Source organism: Euzebya tangerina (genome assembly GCF_003074135.1).
GTDB classification, from domain to species: domain Bacteria; phylum Actinomycetota; class Nitriliruptoria; order Euzebyales; family Euzebyaceae; genus Euzebya; species Euzebya tangerina.
The window spans coordinates 198821-214064 of the sequence record NZ_PPDK01000003.1; the positions used below are offsets into that span (position 1 = coordinate 198821).

Consider the following 15244-nt stretch of genomic DNA (forward strand, 5'->3'; position numbering starts at 1 on the left):
CACAGCTGGCTCGAGCTGATCCCCGAGAGAGCACATGGCCCTTGTCAACAAGTCGCAAAGTGGCGCGCCCGGCGGGACCCGGTACGCGCTCCCCCAGCCGGGGGTGCCGGCCGCTGGAGGGCGGTTTCACGCTTCGGTGTCAGACCGCCACCGGCCAGGACCTCGAAGGAATCACCATGACCGCGCTCTCCTACGTCTCCGGGCTCTCGGACGTCCCACTGTTGTTCCGGACCATCGGGGCGGAGTTGGACGCGGCGGCTGCCGACTCGCCGGACAACCTGGCGGTGGTCAGCCGCCACCAGGGCATCCGCTGGACCTACGCCGAACTGCACGCCCACGCCGAGCAGGCCGCCCGTGCACTGCTGGACCTGGGTGTGGCGAAGGGCGACCGGGTCGGGATGTGGAGCCCCAACCACATCGAGTGGGTGGTCGTGCAGTACGCCACGGCCAAGGTCGGAGCGGTGCTCGTGAACGTGAACCCGGCCTACCGCACCCACGAACTGGCCTACGCCATGGGCCAGTCGGGCGTGTCGGTGCTCATCGCCGCCCGCGCCTTCCGGGAGACCGACTACGTCAGCATGATCGCCGACGTCCGCGGTGACCTTCCGGACCTGGGCCACGTGGTGCTCCTGGGAGATGACGACACACCGGGTTGGGCTGAGGGGTGGTCCACCTTCACGGCCCGCGGAGACGCGGTCGACACCGCCGCCCTCCGGGAGCGGGAGGCGACGCTCGACCCTGACGACGCCATCAACATCCAGTACACCTCCGGCACCACCGGTGCCCCCAAGGGCGCCACGCTGTCCCACCACAACATCCTGAACAACGGCTACTTCGTCGCCGAGCGGATGGCGATCACCGCAGAGGACGTGCTCTGCCTGAACGTGCCGTTCTACCACTGCTTCGGCATGGTCATGGGCAACCTGGGGTTCCTGACGCACCGGGCCGCCGTGGTGCTGCCGGACCAGACCTTCGACCCCGGCGCCGCGCTGGCCGCCATAGAGGCGGAGGGCTGCACGACCTTCTACGGCGTCCCCACGATGTTCATCGCCGTACTCGAACACGAGGACCTGGGAAAAACTGACATTTCCACGCTGCGGACCGGATGTATGGCCGGATCGCCCTGCCCGGTCGAGGTCATGAAGGCCACGATGAACGTCCTGGGGATGGAGGAGGTGACGATCGCCTACGGCATGACCGAGACCTCCCCGGTGTCCTTCCAGTCGGGCACCGACGACGACATCGAGTCCCGCGTCTCGACGGTCGGCCGGATCATGCCCTTCGTCGAGGTCAAGATCATCGACCCGCACAGCAGCCAGGTGGTGCCGCGCGGTGAGGTGGGCGAGCTCTGCACCCGCGGGTACTCGGTCATGCTCGGCTACTGGAACAACGACGAGGCCACCGCCGAGGCCATCGACGCCGCCCGCTACATGCACACCGGCGACCTGGCCGTCATGCGCGACGACGGGTACGTCAACATCACCGGACGGATCAAGGACATGATCATCCGCGGCGGCGAGAACGTGTACCCGCGGGAGGTCGAGGAGTTCCTCTACACCCATCCCGACATCTCCGACGTCCAGGTGTTCGGCGTGCCCGACGACAAGTACGGCGAGGCCATCGCCGCCTGGGTGGTCCGCAAGGAGGGAACCGACCTCGACTACGACGGGCTGTACGACTTCTGCAAGGGCTCGATCGCGACGTTCAAGATCCCCGTCCACGTCAGCTTCGTGGACGAGTTCCCCATGACCGTCACCGGCAAGATCCAGAAGTTCAAGATGCGGGACGTCATGATCGAAGAGCTGGGCCTCGAGGAGCAGGTCACCGCCTGAGGGATGCGTGGGCCCGTGCTGACTCGGTCTGGCAGCCGTTGATGGCTGGTGCCTCCTGGACCAGCTCGTCAGCGGTCAACGCGTGCACCATGAACAGCGCGAAGTCGATCCGGCGGGTCTTGTTGCTCGCCAGGATCGGGTCGCCCACGTGCCGCGACCAGACGGGCAGTCCCTGGCTCTCCCCCTCCTCCAGGTCGCTGCCCCGGACGACGGTCCAGCGACGGTCGCTGGCAAAGATCCGCCGGCATGCCTCGACCTGGTCGTCCAGGTCGGCGAAGCGGACCCACCTCCCAATTCGTCCAAAGATGGCCACGACCAGCTTGAGCCTGCGGCTGTAGGTGTCCTTGCCGTCGCGCGTGATGTGCCAGCCGCATGAGAACACCAGTCGGGCGTCGGGCTCGGCGAAGTCGAGGACGGCCTGGGCGGTCCCCGTGGAGTAGCCGCTGACGCCGAATGGGACCAGGACGGTCAGCACCCCGTCGCAGCCGGCCACGGCCCGCTCGATGACGTCGCGGTCGTTGGTGTCACCGGGGACGATGGTGATGCGATCGGCGAACTCGGCCAGCTTGTCGACGCTCTTCTCGCGACAGACGCCGACCACCTCATATCCGCGGTCGAGAGCGTGTTGGATCATGTAGCGCCCCAGCTTCCCGGAGGCGCCGACGATGCAGATCTTGGAGATGCCCATGGGCTAACCTTACGATTGTAAGCCTAGACATACAAGTGTAAGTCTGAGATCGTCGAGCCGATGCCCGACCAGCCCCTGACCAAGGACCGTGTGATGGACGCCGCGGTGACCGTCGCCGACCGTGGCGGGGTGGCCGCCGTCACGATGCGGCGTGTCGCCGAGGAGCTGGGCGTCGAGGCGATGTCGCTGTACCACCACGTCGCGAAGAAGGACGAGATCCTGGACGGGCTGGTGGATCGGGTATTCGTGCAGATCCCACTGCCCGACCGCGGCGAGGACTGGCGCTCGGCCTGCCGTCGTCGCGCCCACGCCGCCCGCGTGGTCCTGGCGGAGCACCCCTGGGCGCTGGGTCTGATGGAGTCTCGGCCCGACCCCGGACCTGCCACCCTGGCCCACCACGAGGCCGTCTTGGCCGTGCTGCGGGCCGGTGGCTTCACGCTGCGCCAGGCGGTGCATGCCTTCTCGCTCATGGACAGCTACATCTACGGCTTCGCGCTGCAGGAGGCGAACCTGCCGTTCGGAGACTCGGCGGAGATGGCCGAGGTGGCCGAGGGGCTCGGTGACCTCTCCGCCGCCTACCCCAACCTCGCGGCCACGGTCACCGAGCTGGTGCTGGGTGAGGGCTACGACTTCGCCGAGGAGTTCGACGTCGGCCTGGAGGTCCTGCTCGACGGCCTGGACCGCCTTCGTCGCTAAGCCGTCTGACCCCTGACCGGGCGGGGAACCTCACCTCACCGCGGGGAACCTCACCTCGCGGCGGGGAACCTCACCTCGCGGCAGAACCGTCAGAGCAAGCCGTGGTCGCTCGCCCGCATGATCGCCTCGACCCGGTTCCGCGCACCGAGCTTGTGCATGGCCGACTGCAGGTAGCTCTTCACCGTCGAGCGGGCGAGGCCCAGGGCAGCCCCGATCTCCGGGTTGGTCTCCCCCATCGCCGCCCGGCGGAGGACGTCGTACTCGCGCGGGGTGAGGCCGACGTCGTTCCCATCCTCCGAGATCCGCTCGTCTACCACCTGCTTGCCGGCCGCCACCTCGCGGAGAGCGGTGACCAGCGCCTGTCGGTCGACGTCCTTCAGCAGACAGCCGTCGGCTCCAGCCGTCATCGCCGCCTCGATCGCCGCGTGTTCGGCGTGGGCGGTGAAGATGAGGACCTTCGCCTCAGGACGTCGGGCCTTGATCGCCCGGGTGGTCTCCGGCGCCAACATGTCCGGCAGGCAGAGGTCGAGCAGCACGACATCCGGCTTGGTGGAGGTCACGAGCGGCAAGGACTCCGAGGCGTCCTCGGCGTACCCGACGATGGTGATGCCGGGTTCGCCACGCAGCAGCAGGGCGGTGCCCTCGCGCACGACCTGGTGGTCGTCGACCAGCAGCACGCGCATCGCTCCCTCCGACACCATTCGAGCGGGGGGTGGGATGCGGGTGGCGGTGGTCATACGTGCGCTCCGTTCGGGGTCATGACGTCGGCGTCCAGATCCGGACGGTGACGCCGCCCTCATCGTTCTCGAGCATGGAGAGGTCCCCGCCGACTCGGCCCAGCCGCACAGCGGCTTGCTCGAGGCCGAGCCCGGTGGGGTCTGCCCCGGCGTCGTCGTGGCCGGCATCGGAGTTGCGACCGGGACCCTCGCTCGGGCCGTCACGGGAGCCGTCGTGGGGGACCTGGCCAAACCCCCGACCATCGTCTGCGACGGCCACGGCGATCCCCCCTCGTGAGCGGGTCACGGTGACCACCACCGACCTGGCGCCGGCGTGCTTCTCGGCGTTGTGCAAGGCCTCGCGCACAGCTCTGGTGACGGCGTTGATCGTGGTGTCGGGCACCTCGGGCAGCTCGGAGAGCACGATCAGTCGGGCGTCCAGTGTGGGAGCCCGATCCCGTAGGGCCGCCACCTCCGCCGACAGTCCGGTGCCAAGCGCGACCGTCCTCGGCGTCCGGTTGAGGGCTCGCAGGGACCGACGCAGGGCCACTCGGGCCGAGGACGCTCGTTCGGCCAATGCCTGGGCGCGGCTTGAGACTTCGGGAAGGCCCTCGAGCTCAGCCGCCAGTTCGGTGGCGCTCGCCCCGATGGTGAAGAGCATCGCGCCGACGGAGTCGTGCAACTCGCTGGCGAGGCGGCTGCGTTCGTTCGCGACGGCCTGCTCGACGACGCCGCGGGTGCGGGCCGCCGCGTCGAGCAGCAGTCCGGTGTGCTCCGCGATCTCGGTGATGGCGTCGCACATGACATCGCTGATGGGGCCGGCAGCGCGCTCGGCGCCGTAGAGCACGCCGTGCATGGTTCCGGCGTGCTCGATCGGGACGGCCACGATGGCCCGGAGCCCCTCCGCCTCGACGGCCGCATCGTGCTCGTGGGTGATGGTCTTGGCCGGCAGGTAATCGTCGACGATGTGGAGGCGGCCGTCGGAGAGCACACGCCCGCCCAGTCCGGTGCCGGCGGGTATCTCCAGGCAGAGGAGCTCGTCGGTCCGATTGCCACTGGCCTGGCGCAGGTGCAGGGTCGAGTTGTCGGGAGTTGTGGTCCCGAGGAAGGACACCTGGACGCCCGTTCGTTGTCGCACCGCGTTGGCCGCGGCGTCGAGGGCCGAGTCGACGTCGAGCATCGAGGCGACGGCGGCCAACTCGTCGGCCATCCCGTCGACGTCCTCCAACGCGCGGAGGGTGACCGTGGCTGGGACGTGCACCCGGGGGCTCCTCCATGGGTCGGCTCGGTGTGGGCTGGCTCTGCCTGGCTGGCGGTGGGCTGGCTCTACCTGGCTGGCTGTGTGGACTCGCTCGACCAAGAGCATGGCCGGGCGGGCGGGGTTCGCGCAAGGGGTGCGGGGCGGTTCGGCGCGCGGCTCCGTGGTCGGTGGGTGGACTTCCCCCCGCCCAGGACGATCAAGTCCACCCGCATGCCCGACCACCGAAGGGGCCCGGCCGACGCAGCCGGATCAGGAGGCACCGAGTTCCCGGGTGAACCCCTCGGGGACCAGGACGTCGGCGGGGGTCAGCTCGTCGACGTGCGCCTTGCCAAGGGCTCGCATCGCCGAGTCGATCCCACCCGCGAGCACATCGAGGACGTTCTCCACGCCAGCCTGGCCGTTCGCCGCCAGCCCCCAGAGGTACGCGCGACCGATCAGGACCGCGTCAGCTCCGAGCGCCAGGGCCTTGATGACGTCACTGCCGCGCCGGATCCCGCCGTCGAGCAGGACCTCGATCTCCGACCCGACTGCCGCCGTGATGGCGGGCAGCGCCCGGATTGACGCGGGTGTCCCGTCGATGTTGTTGCCCCCGTGGTTCGAGACCGAGATGGCGCTGAACCCGGCCTCCACCGCTCGTTTGGCATCATCCACCCGGATGATCCCCTTCAACACGAACGGACCCTCCCACTGCTCGCGCAGCCAGGCCAGGTCCTCCCACGTCGGCGGCGGTGTCTGCATCCACTGCCCGTATGCGCCGAAGAACACGGGGGCGTCGTGACCGCGCGGCACCATGTTCGGCACCTCCAACTGCGGCAACGCACCCGACCGTGCGTACCGGGCCAGGTACGTCGGCTTGAGGGCAACCTGTGGGGCCAGGCCGATCATGGTCTTCAGATCGAGCTCGGAGGGGATCTCGGGGCTCCCCCAGTCCCGACCATGGGAGAACGACCAGTCGAGGGTGAGGATCAGGCCGACGACGCCCGCTGCTCGAGCCCGTTGGATCCGGGCGAGGATCTCCTCACGGGTACCACACCAGTAGAGCTGGAAGAGGGTGCGCGGATTGGCCTCGACGACGTCCTCGACGGGCTTGGAGCCGAAGCTGGAGAGGCTCATGAGGGTGCCTCTGGCGGCGGCCGCCCGGGCGACGGCAACCTCGCCGTCGGGGTGGACGGCCTGGACACCCGTCGGGGAGATGATGACGGGGAGCGCGATCTCCTGACCCAGCACGGTCACACCGGTCTGCCGGCTGGTCTGGGCCGACGCCACCAGCGGTGCGAAGCCGAGCTCACGGAAGGCCCGGGTGTTGTCATCGAGGGTCTCGCCGGCCTCCGAACCCGCGATCAGCGCACGGTAGACCGAGGACGGCAGGATTCGCCGAGCCCGCTTCCGGGCCACAGCAACGCTCTCGAACCACTCACCAGCCATCAGGGGCAACTCCAGTCTCGATCGGGGACGCCACGGTGGCGATCAGACCGAACCTTCCCGCATCCGGGGCTCCCGGATCACCACCGTCTGGGGGGCGTTGGCCGATGAGGTGTCAATCGTGAGCCGCGTGGCGCTGATCACCGGCGCGGCACGAGGCATCGGGGCAGCGACCTGCCGTGAGCTGGTCACGCAGGGCTGGTCGGTGGTCGCCACCGATCGCGGGGGCGACGATCCGCGGCTCCCGTACCCACTGGCCACGGCGAGCGATCTGGAGGCGACGGTCGCCTCGTGCAACGCCATCCGCGCCGGGTCCTGCGTGGCGATCGTGGCTGACGCCACGAGTCGGGAGGCGGTCGACGCCGCGGTGAGGACGTCGGTGCAGACCTTCGGCGGGCTCGACGCCGTGGTCGCGGGGGCCGGCGTGATCGCCGGCGGTGTTCCCCTGTGGGAGATGGCCGACGACCAGCTCGAGGCGGTGCTGGACGTCAACCTGCGTGGGGTCATCACCGTGGCTCGCGCCGCGATACCTGCGCTGCTCGAGCGCCCGGCTCCCCGGGACGGGAGGTTCGTGGCGTTGGCATCGAGCGCGGCCGCGCGCGGTCTGGATCAGCTGGCCGCCTACTGCGCCGCCAAGGCCGGCGTGGTCGGACTGGTCCGCTCGCTGGCGCACGAGCTCTCCGGGACCGGCGTCACCGCCACCGCGGTCAGCCCCGGCTCGACCGACACCGACATCTTGGCGCAGAGCGCTGCGCTGTACGGGCTGACGTCGGTCGAGGAGTTCGCCGTGCACCAGCCCGTCGGCCGTCTGCTCACCGCAGAGGAGATCGCTCGTGTCGTCGCCGTGGTGGCCGGCCCCGACGGTGCGGTGTTCAACGGGGCGAACCTGGCGGCGGACGGCGGCATGACCGCCTGAGCGCCTGACCTCCCTCCGGCGGGCCTGCGATGATGCTTGCGTGCCGGTGACCACGATCCAGTTCCCCACCCCACTGCCGGTGACGCAGACCGGGGCGACCTCGTGGGACCTCATCGTCGACGGGGTGACCCAGAAGGTGACGAACCTCACCAAGCTCTACTGGGAACCGGAGGGCTACACCAAGGGCGACCTGCTGGCCTACTACTACAACGTCGCGCCGTGGATCCTGCCATTCCTGGCCGACCGGGCGCTCACGCTGAAGCGGATGCCAGACGGCGCCGACGCCGACTTCTTCTATGCCAAGAACGCTCCCGGCCACGTGCCCGAGTGGGTGCCCCGGGCCCCCATCCGCGCCGAGGGATCCGGCGACGTCATCGACTACCTCATGGCCCAGCGGACCGCCAGCCTGGTGTACGTCGCGAACCTCGGCTGCATCGAGATGCACCCCTGGCACAGCCGGGTCGACGCCCTCGGATACCCGGACTACGCCTTCTTCGACCTCGATCCGTTCGGCGTCTCCTACCGGGTGGTCAAGGACGTGGCCCTCGTGGTCAAGGCGGCGCTGGACAGCCTGGGACTGGTCGGCTATCCGCGGACGAGCGGCGCCACCGGGATGCACATCTACGTGCCGATCGACCGGGTCCACACGTTTGCGGAGGTCCGGGAGTTCATCACCCGCGTGTGTCGCCTCATCAATCGGGCCGATCCCGAGCGGACGACGATGGCCTGGCAGGTCTCCGACCGTGACGGCCGGGTGTTCCTGGACGCCGGCATGAACACGGAGGGACGCAACATCGCCTCGGCCTACTCCGTCCGCCCCCACCGGGGGGCGACGGTGTCGACACCACTTCGTTGGGAGGAGCTGGAGAGCGACGTCGAACCCGGCGACTTCACGATGGCGTCGATCTGGCCGCGCCTGACCGAGGTCGGGGACATCTTCACCGAGGTGCTGGCGGGCGGGCAGGACCTGTGGACCGCCATGGACGCGGTCGGACTGGAGCGGGAGAAGGATCGACGGGGTCCGTCCCACACCTTGCTGGCCCCGACTCGACCCGGAGGTGTGTCGCAAACCCAGCCCGTCCACGCGGGACCCGACACGGACGACAGGCCGGGCGGAGGTGTGTCACGATCCGGCGCCGACGGCACGGAACCCGACACACCACGAGTGGGGGTGGCCGCTCCGACCGAAGCCGGTGAGCTCGAGACCTACCAGGCGATGCGGGACTTCGCGCTCACGGCCGAGCCCGCGGGGGACGTCCCCGACCCGACCGGCGACCAGAACCGATTCGTCATCCAGCACCACCTGGCCACGCGTCTCCATCACGACCTGCGGCTGGAGCGGGGCGGCACCCTCCGCAGTTGGGCCCTGCCCAAGGGCCTCCCACTGGTGCCCAAGCTGACCCACCTCGCGATGCAGACCGAGGATCATCCGCTGGAGTACCTGACCTTCGACGGTGAGATCCCACAGGGCGAGTACGGCGGCGGGCAGATGCGGATCTGGGACACCGGGACCTACTCCGTCGTCGAGTGGGAGGAGGGGAAGGCCACCGTCCGCCTCGACGGCATCCGCCATCAGGGCGAGTGGCACCTCTTCCAGCTGAACCGGCGCGGCGCCGGCGGCCAGAAGGTCGGCAACCCACGCGAGTGGCTCATCGTCCGCTCCGCCACGGACACCCAACCCCTCCCCCCGGAGCCGCCGACCATCAAGCCGTGCCTGGCCGGCTCTGGCGGAGAGCCCTTCGACGACCCGGCGTGGATCTTCGAGATCAAATGGGACGGCGTCCGGGTCATCGCCACCACCACCCGGCCCGGCCAGGGGCCGAAGGAGGCCAACAGCGGCCGCACGGTGCTGCGCAGCCGCAACGGCAACGACGTGACACCCGCGTACCCGGAGCTGTGGCCGCTGTGGGAGCGGGTCCTGGCCTTCAACGCGGTCCTCGACGGGGAGATCGTCGCCCTCGACGAGCAGGGCCGGCCCTCGTTCAGCCGCCTGCAGCACCGGATGCACCTGCGTGAGCGAGACCGGGTGGACCTCGCACGAAGCAAGAACCCGGTCCAACTGGTCGTCTTCGACCTCCTCGCCCTGGACGGTCAGGTGCTGACCGGCCTCCCGCTCACCGACCGGCTGGCACTGCTCGACGACGTGTTCGTCCCCGGACCCGCGATGATCCGCAGCGACCCGGTCGAGGGAGCCGGCATCGCACTGTTCCAGGCGGCACGGACCCAGGGACTCGAAGGGATCGTCGCCAAGCGGGCGACCAGCACCTACCAGCCCGGACGTCGCACCAACGACTGGCGAAAGATCAAGGTCCGCCGGACAGCTGATGTGGTCGTGGGCGGGTGGCTCGAGAGCACGACCGGCAACGGTGACCTGGGGAGCCTGCTCGTGGGCGCCTACGAGGGTGCGGGCCTGGCCTACCTCGGTCGGGTCGGCACCGGCTTCGACGCCGCCGAGCGGGCGCGGCTGCTCCGGGAGCTCGAGCCCACCGACACCTCACCGTTCGCCACGACCGCTGCAAAGCCGAACGAGCCGGTCCACTGGGTGCATCCTCGCATGGTCGTGGAGGTGGAGTACGGCGAGGTGACGCCGGACGGCAATCTGCGGGCTCCGGCCTACGTCCACGAGCGGAGCGATCTTGACCCGGCCGGCGTCGTCACGGACGTGATCACCTAGCCGAGACCCGGGGCTCGGACGAGGCGCTGCCAACCCTCGGACCGGCGACGAGTACGACGAGGCCGAGCAGGATCAGACCGCAGCCGATCGCGGCTGCGGCGGACAGCCGTTCCCCCAGCACTGCCAGGCCCAGGACCGCGGCCGTCAGCGGCTCAGCCAGGCTGAGCGTCGCGGCTGCCGAGGCGCTGACGAATGACAGCCCGACCCCGAACAGCAGGTAGGCCGCCACGATGGTCGCCGCCGCCAGCCACAGGACCATAACGACCCCCCGCCCCGTCCCAAGGCCCGTCCGGTCGCTGAGGAGGAGCACCGGGAGGAGCACCACCCCTCCGGCCAGGAAGATGCGGGACATCGCCAGATCCGAGGGCATGCCGCCGTCGATCAACGCCTTCGCCGACAGCGTGTAGACGGCGTAGCTGGCACCGGCGAGCACAGCCAACAGGACACCCGTCACCACCACGTCCCCGGCTCCGGGCCCGGCGAGGAGGACGACGCCGAGCGTCGAGATGACCGTGGCGACCCGCCAGCGGAGGTTGGGCGCACGACGGTGCAGCACCGCCTCGAGCACCCCCGTCAGGGTGGGCGCCGACCCGATGGTCACCGCCGTGCCCAGAGCTACCCCCGCCTGGTCCACGGCCGCGAAGAAGGCCACCTGGTAGCCGGCCACGGCCAGACCACCGAGCAACGCGATCCTCCAACGCCGGCCGGACCCGACCGCCGACCCCTCGCGCTCCCCGACCCGTCGCCGGATGAGGTGCACCCACGCCACCAGCAGGACGCTGCCGAACACCAGCCGGGCGGCCCCGACGGCGAGAGGTGTGCTGCCGTCCGGCCCGAGTGCCTGCGCCGTCCCCGTGGTCCCCCACAGCACCGCGCCGGCCATCAGGAGCAGGCCGCCTCGGCGGGGACTCATCGCGTGCGGCCCGCTATCCGTCCAGCTCAGAGAAGTCCGTCGCCGCGTCACCGTCCGGCGTCACCGGCTGGTTCTGCGCGATCACCTGTGCCAACCGTCGTGGCAGGGCGTCCAGCACCGCACGGACACTGGCCACGAGCGCATCGGTGCGGACGAAAGCCGTTCCGAGCAGCCGTTCCGTCCGCAACTGATCGGTGACGGTCACGGCCGCCGTGACGTACCCGGACCGGTCCAGCTCCGGCACGGCCGCGTGCTCCACCACCCACGCAAGGCTCACCGTGGCCCCGGAGGGCGCCATCGTGGTCACGGCGGCACACGCGGCCTCGGCCGCCGCCGCCAGCTCATCATCGTCGGTCACCTGGGCCTCGCCGGAGGCCAGTCGACCCTCGTCGTCCAGCGTCACCTCGATCAGCGTGTCGTCCATCCGCTTGCGAACGATGGTGATGATCGGCCGGAACACGGAATCGGTCATGAGTCCGCACAGCCTACAATCGTGCAGATGGCCGCTCCGTTGATCGCCCCGGAACGCGAGGACCTTGCAGACACCGACACGGTCGATGAACACGACCGCCCCTGGAACGTGGTCGTCTGGAACGACCCGGTGACCTTGATGTCCTATGTCGTGTTCGTCCTCCGCAAGCTCTTCGGTTTCTCCGAGCAGAAGGCCACCCAGCTGATGATGCAGGTCCACGAGGAGGGCAAGGCCATCGTGTCCAGCGGCACCCGCGACGAGGCCGAGGTCGACGTGCACCGTCTGCACGCCAACGGACTGCAAGCAACGTTGATGCAGGACTGACCCGCCCATGCACGACTGATGGCGCGGATCCGACGATTGGTCCGCCTTGCGGACGGCGGCATGCGGGTGACCCTGCCGCCGGTCGAGCGTGCGCTCCTGCTGGACATGGCTGCCGCCATCCGGGGGGTCATCGCCGACCACGACGCCGACACCCCGCCGACGGAGCTGACCGGCCGGCTCTTCCCCCGTGCCTACGAGGACCCCCTGGACCAGATGCAGTTCGCCGAGTCCATGATGGGGCCGCTGGTCGAGGGCAAGCGAACCATGCTGGACACCTTCGAGCAGTCGCTGGTCCCGGACCTGGCACAGACGGCGGCCACTGGACGCCGGACCGGGGCCGACCGGCCGTGGACAGCGGATCTGGACGGCGATCAGGTGGCAGCCTGGCTGGCCGTGCTGCAGGACGGCCGCCAGGTGCTGGCCACGGTCGTCGGCATAACCGAGGAGTCGGACTGGCAGCAGCTGGAGGACCCCAGCGACGACAGCGAGATCGTGCTCGCCTATCTGGGCGACATCCTCCACTCCATGGTCGTGCTGCTCATGGGCGACATGGACGAGGCCGACGAGTAGGCGGGGACCCTGGCTTACCCACGAGTAACATGCTCATCTGATGGAGCGGCGTGGACGACTGACGGCTGAGCAGCGACGGGAGCAACTCCTCGACGTCGCCGGCGAGCGGTTCGCGGAGCACGGCTTCCACGCCCTCTCCATGGAGACCATCGCCGACGCTGCCGGCGTGTCCAAGCCGGTGCTGTACCAGCACTTCCCCTCCAAGCGGGCGCTGTACGTCGCGCTGGTCGAGGACGCCGTGGAGGAGATGCAGCGCCAGATCACGCAGGCACTGGAGGGGACCACGGACAATCGGGAACGGGTGGAGGGGGCCATCCGGGCCTTCTTCGGCTTCGTCGAGGACCCTCGGTTCCGGCTGCTGTTCCTGACGGCCGACTCGGCGGACGCGGAGATCGCGAGCCTGGTGGACGGTGCTCACCACACGGTGGCCGAGGCCGTGGCGAAGCTGATCGCGGCCGATGCCGGCCTGTCGCAACCTGGCGCCGAGTTGCTGGCCACCGGTGTCCGCGGCTTGGCGATCGCGGGAGCCCAGTGGTGGGTCGAGCAGGGACAGGTGGCCCAGGACGACGCCGTCCAGCTGCTGTCTCGACTGCTCTGGCGTGGCCTCGGCGGCTTCGAACGCTCCTCGATGTCCTAGCTGAAGGGCAGATGTCCTCCGTCAGCGGTCGCGGCCGTCGGCGTCACGCGCCCTGCCGATGCGGCGGCCCCTGCCTACCGTGGGAGGCGTGGAGATCGCCTCGGCCCTGACCGCCGTCACCTGGATCGGTGCCGGCCTGCTGATCCTGGCCGGAGTCATCAAGTTCCCGGTTCCGGACGGGGCGATGGCCGGACTGCACAGCCTCGGGCTCCCCTCGGGCCGGGTGTCCGCGCGGGTGCTCGGCGCGGCGGAGATCCTGATCGGCCTAGCCATCACCATCACGGGCGGGGTGGTTGCTGCGGGACTGACCGTGATCACCTACACCGCGCTGACCGTCGTCGCCGCACGACAGCGCGCCAAGCAGGTGGACTGCGGCTGCTTCGGCGTCAAGACCTATCCGGTGTCCCGGCTGCACCTCGGCGTCAACGCGGGGCTCGCCGTGACCGGCACCGCGGGACTGTGGGCACAGCCCCTGGCGCTGGGCGACGTCGCGTCGGAGGCCGGTGTCCTGGGGATGCTCGCCGGCGTCGTGCTCACCGCAACCGCCGTGGGACTGGTCACCACGTCGACCGAACGGGCCGGCCAGGCCGAGGCTGCCCGGCTGGTCGCGACCCGCTGAGCCCGTCGGACCATCCCTGAACTGACCCTGAAGGCCTGATCACCGTGACCGTCGTCGTCTCCCTCCTCGCCATCGTCGTCGCCATCCTGGCGGTGTTGGTCGTCGGCCTGCTGCGCACCAACGCCGAGGTGCTGCGAGCCCTCGAAGAACTCGGCGCGGGGCTCGAGGAGGGTGGCCCCGGCGCCCGCCACCGCACTGACGCGCAGCCGGGCCCGTACGCCAAGACAGGCCGGCCGGCCATCGACATCACCGGACGGACGCTGGATGGCGGCACCCAGGGCATCCGGGTCACCAACGCCGGCCACGACACGCTGCTGCTGTTCCTCTCCAGCGGCTGTCTGACCTGTCGCAGCTTCTGGGACCAGATGCGCGAGCCGGGAGGCCTGGGGCTGCCCTCCCGAATCCGAACCGTCGCGGTCACCAAGGACCTGGATGCCGAGAGCCCGTCCGAGCTTGCGGAGTTGGTGCCCACCCGGGGTGCCCAGCACATCATGAGCTCGCAGGCGTGGGCTGACTACGCCGTCCCGGGGTCTCCCTACGCGGTGCTGGTCGGTGGCAGCGAAGGACGGGTGATCGGCGAGGGAACGGGGACCTCGTGGGAGCAGGTCGGCAACCTGCTGTCCCAGGCCACCGGGGACCTCGCCTACGTAGGTGAGGAGACCCCACGGACCGCGAAGTCGGGGCGGGACATGCTGGTCGAGCGTGACACCGACGCCGAACTGCTGGCCGCGGGCATCCGGCCGGGTGATCCCTCCCTCTACCCGGACACCGCCGGGGAGTCCGCCGACCAAGCGCCGACGGGCTCGGCGAACGTGACGCCTCCTGAGCCATGATCGCCGCCGTGCTGATCGCGCTGCTGGCGCTGGCCCTCCTCGCCGCCATCCAGACCCAGTGGTCGCCCTGAGGGGAGTCGATGCTGTCCAGCATCTCCCCGGTCGGGGAGATCTCACGCAAGCAGCGGTGGGGTATCACGGTCACCGCGTACGTACTCGGGTCGGTCGTGGCCGGAGGTCTGCTGGGACTGCTCCTCGGTTGGACCGGGGAGGCGCTCCCCGGCCAGATGGCGGCCTCCACCCGCCTCGCCCTCATCGGCGGGGTTGCGATCCTCGGCGTCGTCGTGGATGCCACCGTCGGCGTGCCGACCCTGCACCGGCAGGTCGATGAGCGCTGGTTGACGGAGTTTCGTGGCTGGGTCTACGGACTGGGGTTCGGGCTGCAGCTCGGCACCGGGATCCTGACGATCATGCCGTCGAGCATCGTGCTGACCACGTGGATCGGCGTGGTCATCGGCGCTGATCCGCTGATCGGCGCGATCACCGGGCTGACCTTCGGGGCCGCCCGGGCTGCACCACTCGTCGTGGCAGGACGCGTGCGGACAGTGTCAGCCTTGCGACGAACGCTCCGCTGGATGGACACGGTCAGGCCGTCAGTGCGCCGTAGCATGCCGTGGGCACAGGGCGTCATCGGTGTGGCCGCGGTAGCCACGCTGGGCCTCGGATGAGAA

Annotated in this window: 16 protein-coding genes; 10 read left to right on the top strand and 6 right to left on the bottom strand. The window is 69.8% G+C overall.

All coding sequences use genetic code 11. The annotated features are described in order from the left end of the window. Positions 1-176: 176 nt before the first annotated feature. A complete protein-coding gene (locus C1746_RS19330) occupies positions 177-1832 on the top strand; it encodes an AMP-binding protein (RefSeq protein WP_205712002.1) in 1656 nt (551 codons plus the stop codon). Here the strand turns inward: C1746_RS19330 and C1746_RS19335 are convergent. Continuing rightward, positions 1822-2520, bottom strand: a complete 699-nt coding sequence (locus tag C1746_RS19335) for an NAD(P)-dependent oxidoreductase (RefSeq protein WP_116716407.1) — start codon at positions 2518-2520, stop codon at positions 1822-1824. The two genes, C1746_RS19330 and C1746_RS19335, sit on opposite strands and share 11 nt — an antisense overlap. Positions 2521-2580: 60 nt before the next feature. Here C1746_RS19335 and C1746_RS19340 point away from each other — a divergent pair, with 60 nt between their 5' ends. Beyond that, complete coding sequence (locus C1746_RS19340) at positions 2581-3216, top strand: TetR/AcrR family transcriptional regulator (RefSeq protein WP_205712003.1); 636 nt, start codon at positions 2581-2583, stop codon at positions 3214-3216. Positions 3217-3305: 89 nt separating this feature from the next. Here the strand turns inward: C1746_RS19340 and C1746_RS19345 are convergent, their stop codons facing one another. The 3 genes from C1746_RS19345 to mftD form a co-directional block, all read right to left on the bottom strand. After that, a complete protein-coding gene (locus C1746_RS19345) occupies positions 3306-3953 on the bottom strand; it encodes a response regulator (RefSeq protein ID WP_205712004.1) in 648 nt (215 codons plus the stop codon). Positions 3954-3972: 19 nt separating this feature from the next. Next, entirely contained in the window at positions 3973-5193 is a 1221-nt protein-coding gene (locus C1746_RS19350) for a GAF domain-containing sensor histidine kinase (protein ID WP_162867981.1), read from the bottom strand. A 249-nt stretch (positions 5194-5442) separates the two neighbouring features. Further along, entirely contained in the window at positions 5443-6618 is a 1176-nt protein-coding gene (gene mftD / locus C1746_RS19355) for a pre-mycofactocin synthase MftD (RefSeq protein WP_116716409.1), read from the bottom strand. A 118-nt stretch (positions 6619-6736) separates the two neighbouring features. On the opposite strand from mftD, the gene C1746_RS19360 reads away from it, so the two are divergent. Both C1746_RS19360 and ligD read left to right on the top strand, forming a co-directional pair. Beyond that, positions 6737-7531 (top strand): mycofactocin-coupled SDR family oxidoreductase, encoded by a 795-nt coding sequence (locus tag C1746_RS19360; RefSeq protein WP_205712005.1) that lies wholly within the window; start codon positions 6737-6739, stop codon positions 7529-7531. 46 nt (positions 7532-7577) lie between these two features. Next, positions 7578-10205, top strand: a complete 2628-nt coding sequence (ligD, locus tag C1746_RS19365) for a non-homologous end-joining DNA ligase (protein ID WP_162867982.1) — start codon at positions 7578-7580, stop codon at positions 10203-10205. Here the strand turns inward: ligD and C1746_RS19370 are convergent. Both C1746_RS19370 and C1746_RS19375 read right to left on the bottom strand, forming a co-directional pair. Then, positions 10198-11118, bottom strand: a complete 921-nt coding sequence (locus tag C1746_RS19370; protein ID WP_116716411.1) for a DMT family transporter — start codon at positions 11116-11118, stop codon at positions 10198-10200. The genes ligD and C1746_RS19370 overlap by 8 nt on opposite strands. Positions 11119-11131: 13 nt before the next feature. After that, positions 11132-11590: a hypothetical protein gene (locus tag C1746_RS19375; protein WP_116716412.1), complete on the bottom strand. Its 459-nt coding sequence runs from the start codon at positions 11588-11590 to the stop codon at positions 11132-11134. Between the two features lie 27 nt (positions 11591-11617). Between C1746_RS19375 and clpS the strand changes: the two genes are divergently transcribed. The 6 genes from clpS to C1746_RS19405 all read left to right on the top strand — a co-directional run bounded on the left by clpS (position 11618) and on the right by C1746_RS19405 (position 15241). Continuing rightward, positions 11618-11914 (top strand): ATP-dependent Clp protease adapter ClpS, encoded by a 297-nt coding sequence (clpS, locus tag C1746_RS19380; protein WP_116716413.1) that lies wholly within the window; start codon positions 11618-11620, stop codon positions 11912-11914. An 18-nt stretch (positions 11915-11932) separates the two neighbouring features. After that, complete coding sequence (locus tag C1746_RS19385; RefSeq protein WP_116716414.1) at positions 11933-12484, top strand: DUF2017 family protein; 552 nt, start codon at positions 11933-11935, stop codon at positions 12482-12484. 40 nt (positions 12485-12524) lie between these two features. Further along, positions 12525-13121, top strand: a complete 597-nt coding sequence (locus C1746_RS19390; protein ID WP_116716415.1) for a TetR/AcrR family transcriptional regulator — start codon at positions 12525-12527, stop codon at positions 13119-13121. An 88-nt stretch (positions 13122-13209) separates the two neighbouring features. Next, the gene (locus C1746_RS19395; protein ID WP_116716416.1) at positions 13210-13740 is read left to right on the top strand and encodes a MauE/DoxX family redox-associated membrane protein; all 531 of its coding nucleotides are present in this window, start codon (positions 13210-13212) and stop codon (positions 13738-13740) included. Positions 13741-13784: 44 nt separating this feature from the next. Continuing rightward, the gene (locus C1746_RS19400) at positions 13785-14573 is read left to right on the top strand and encodes a hypothetical protein (protein ID WP_116716417.1); all 789 of its coding nucleotides are present in this window, start codon (positions 13785-13787) and stop codon (positions 14571-14573) included. A gap of 80 nt (positions 14574-14653) precedes the next feature. After that, positions 14654-15241, top strand: a complete 588-nt coding sequence (locus tag C1746_RS19405) for a hypothetical protein (protein WP_116716418.1) — start codon at positions 14654-14656, stop codon at positions 15239-15241. Positions 15242-15244: the final 3 nt, after the last annotated feature.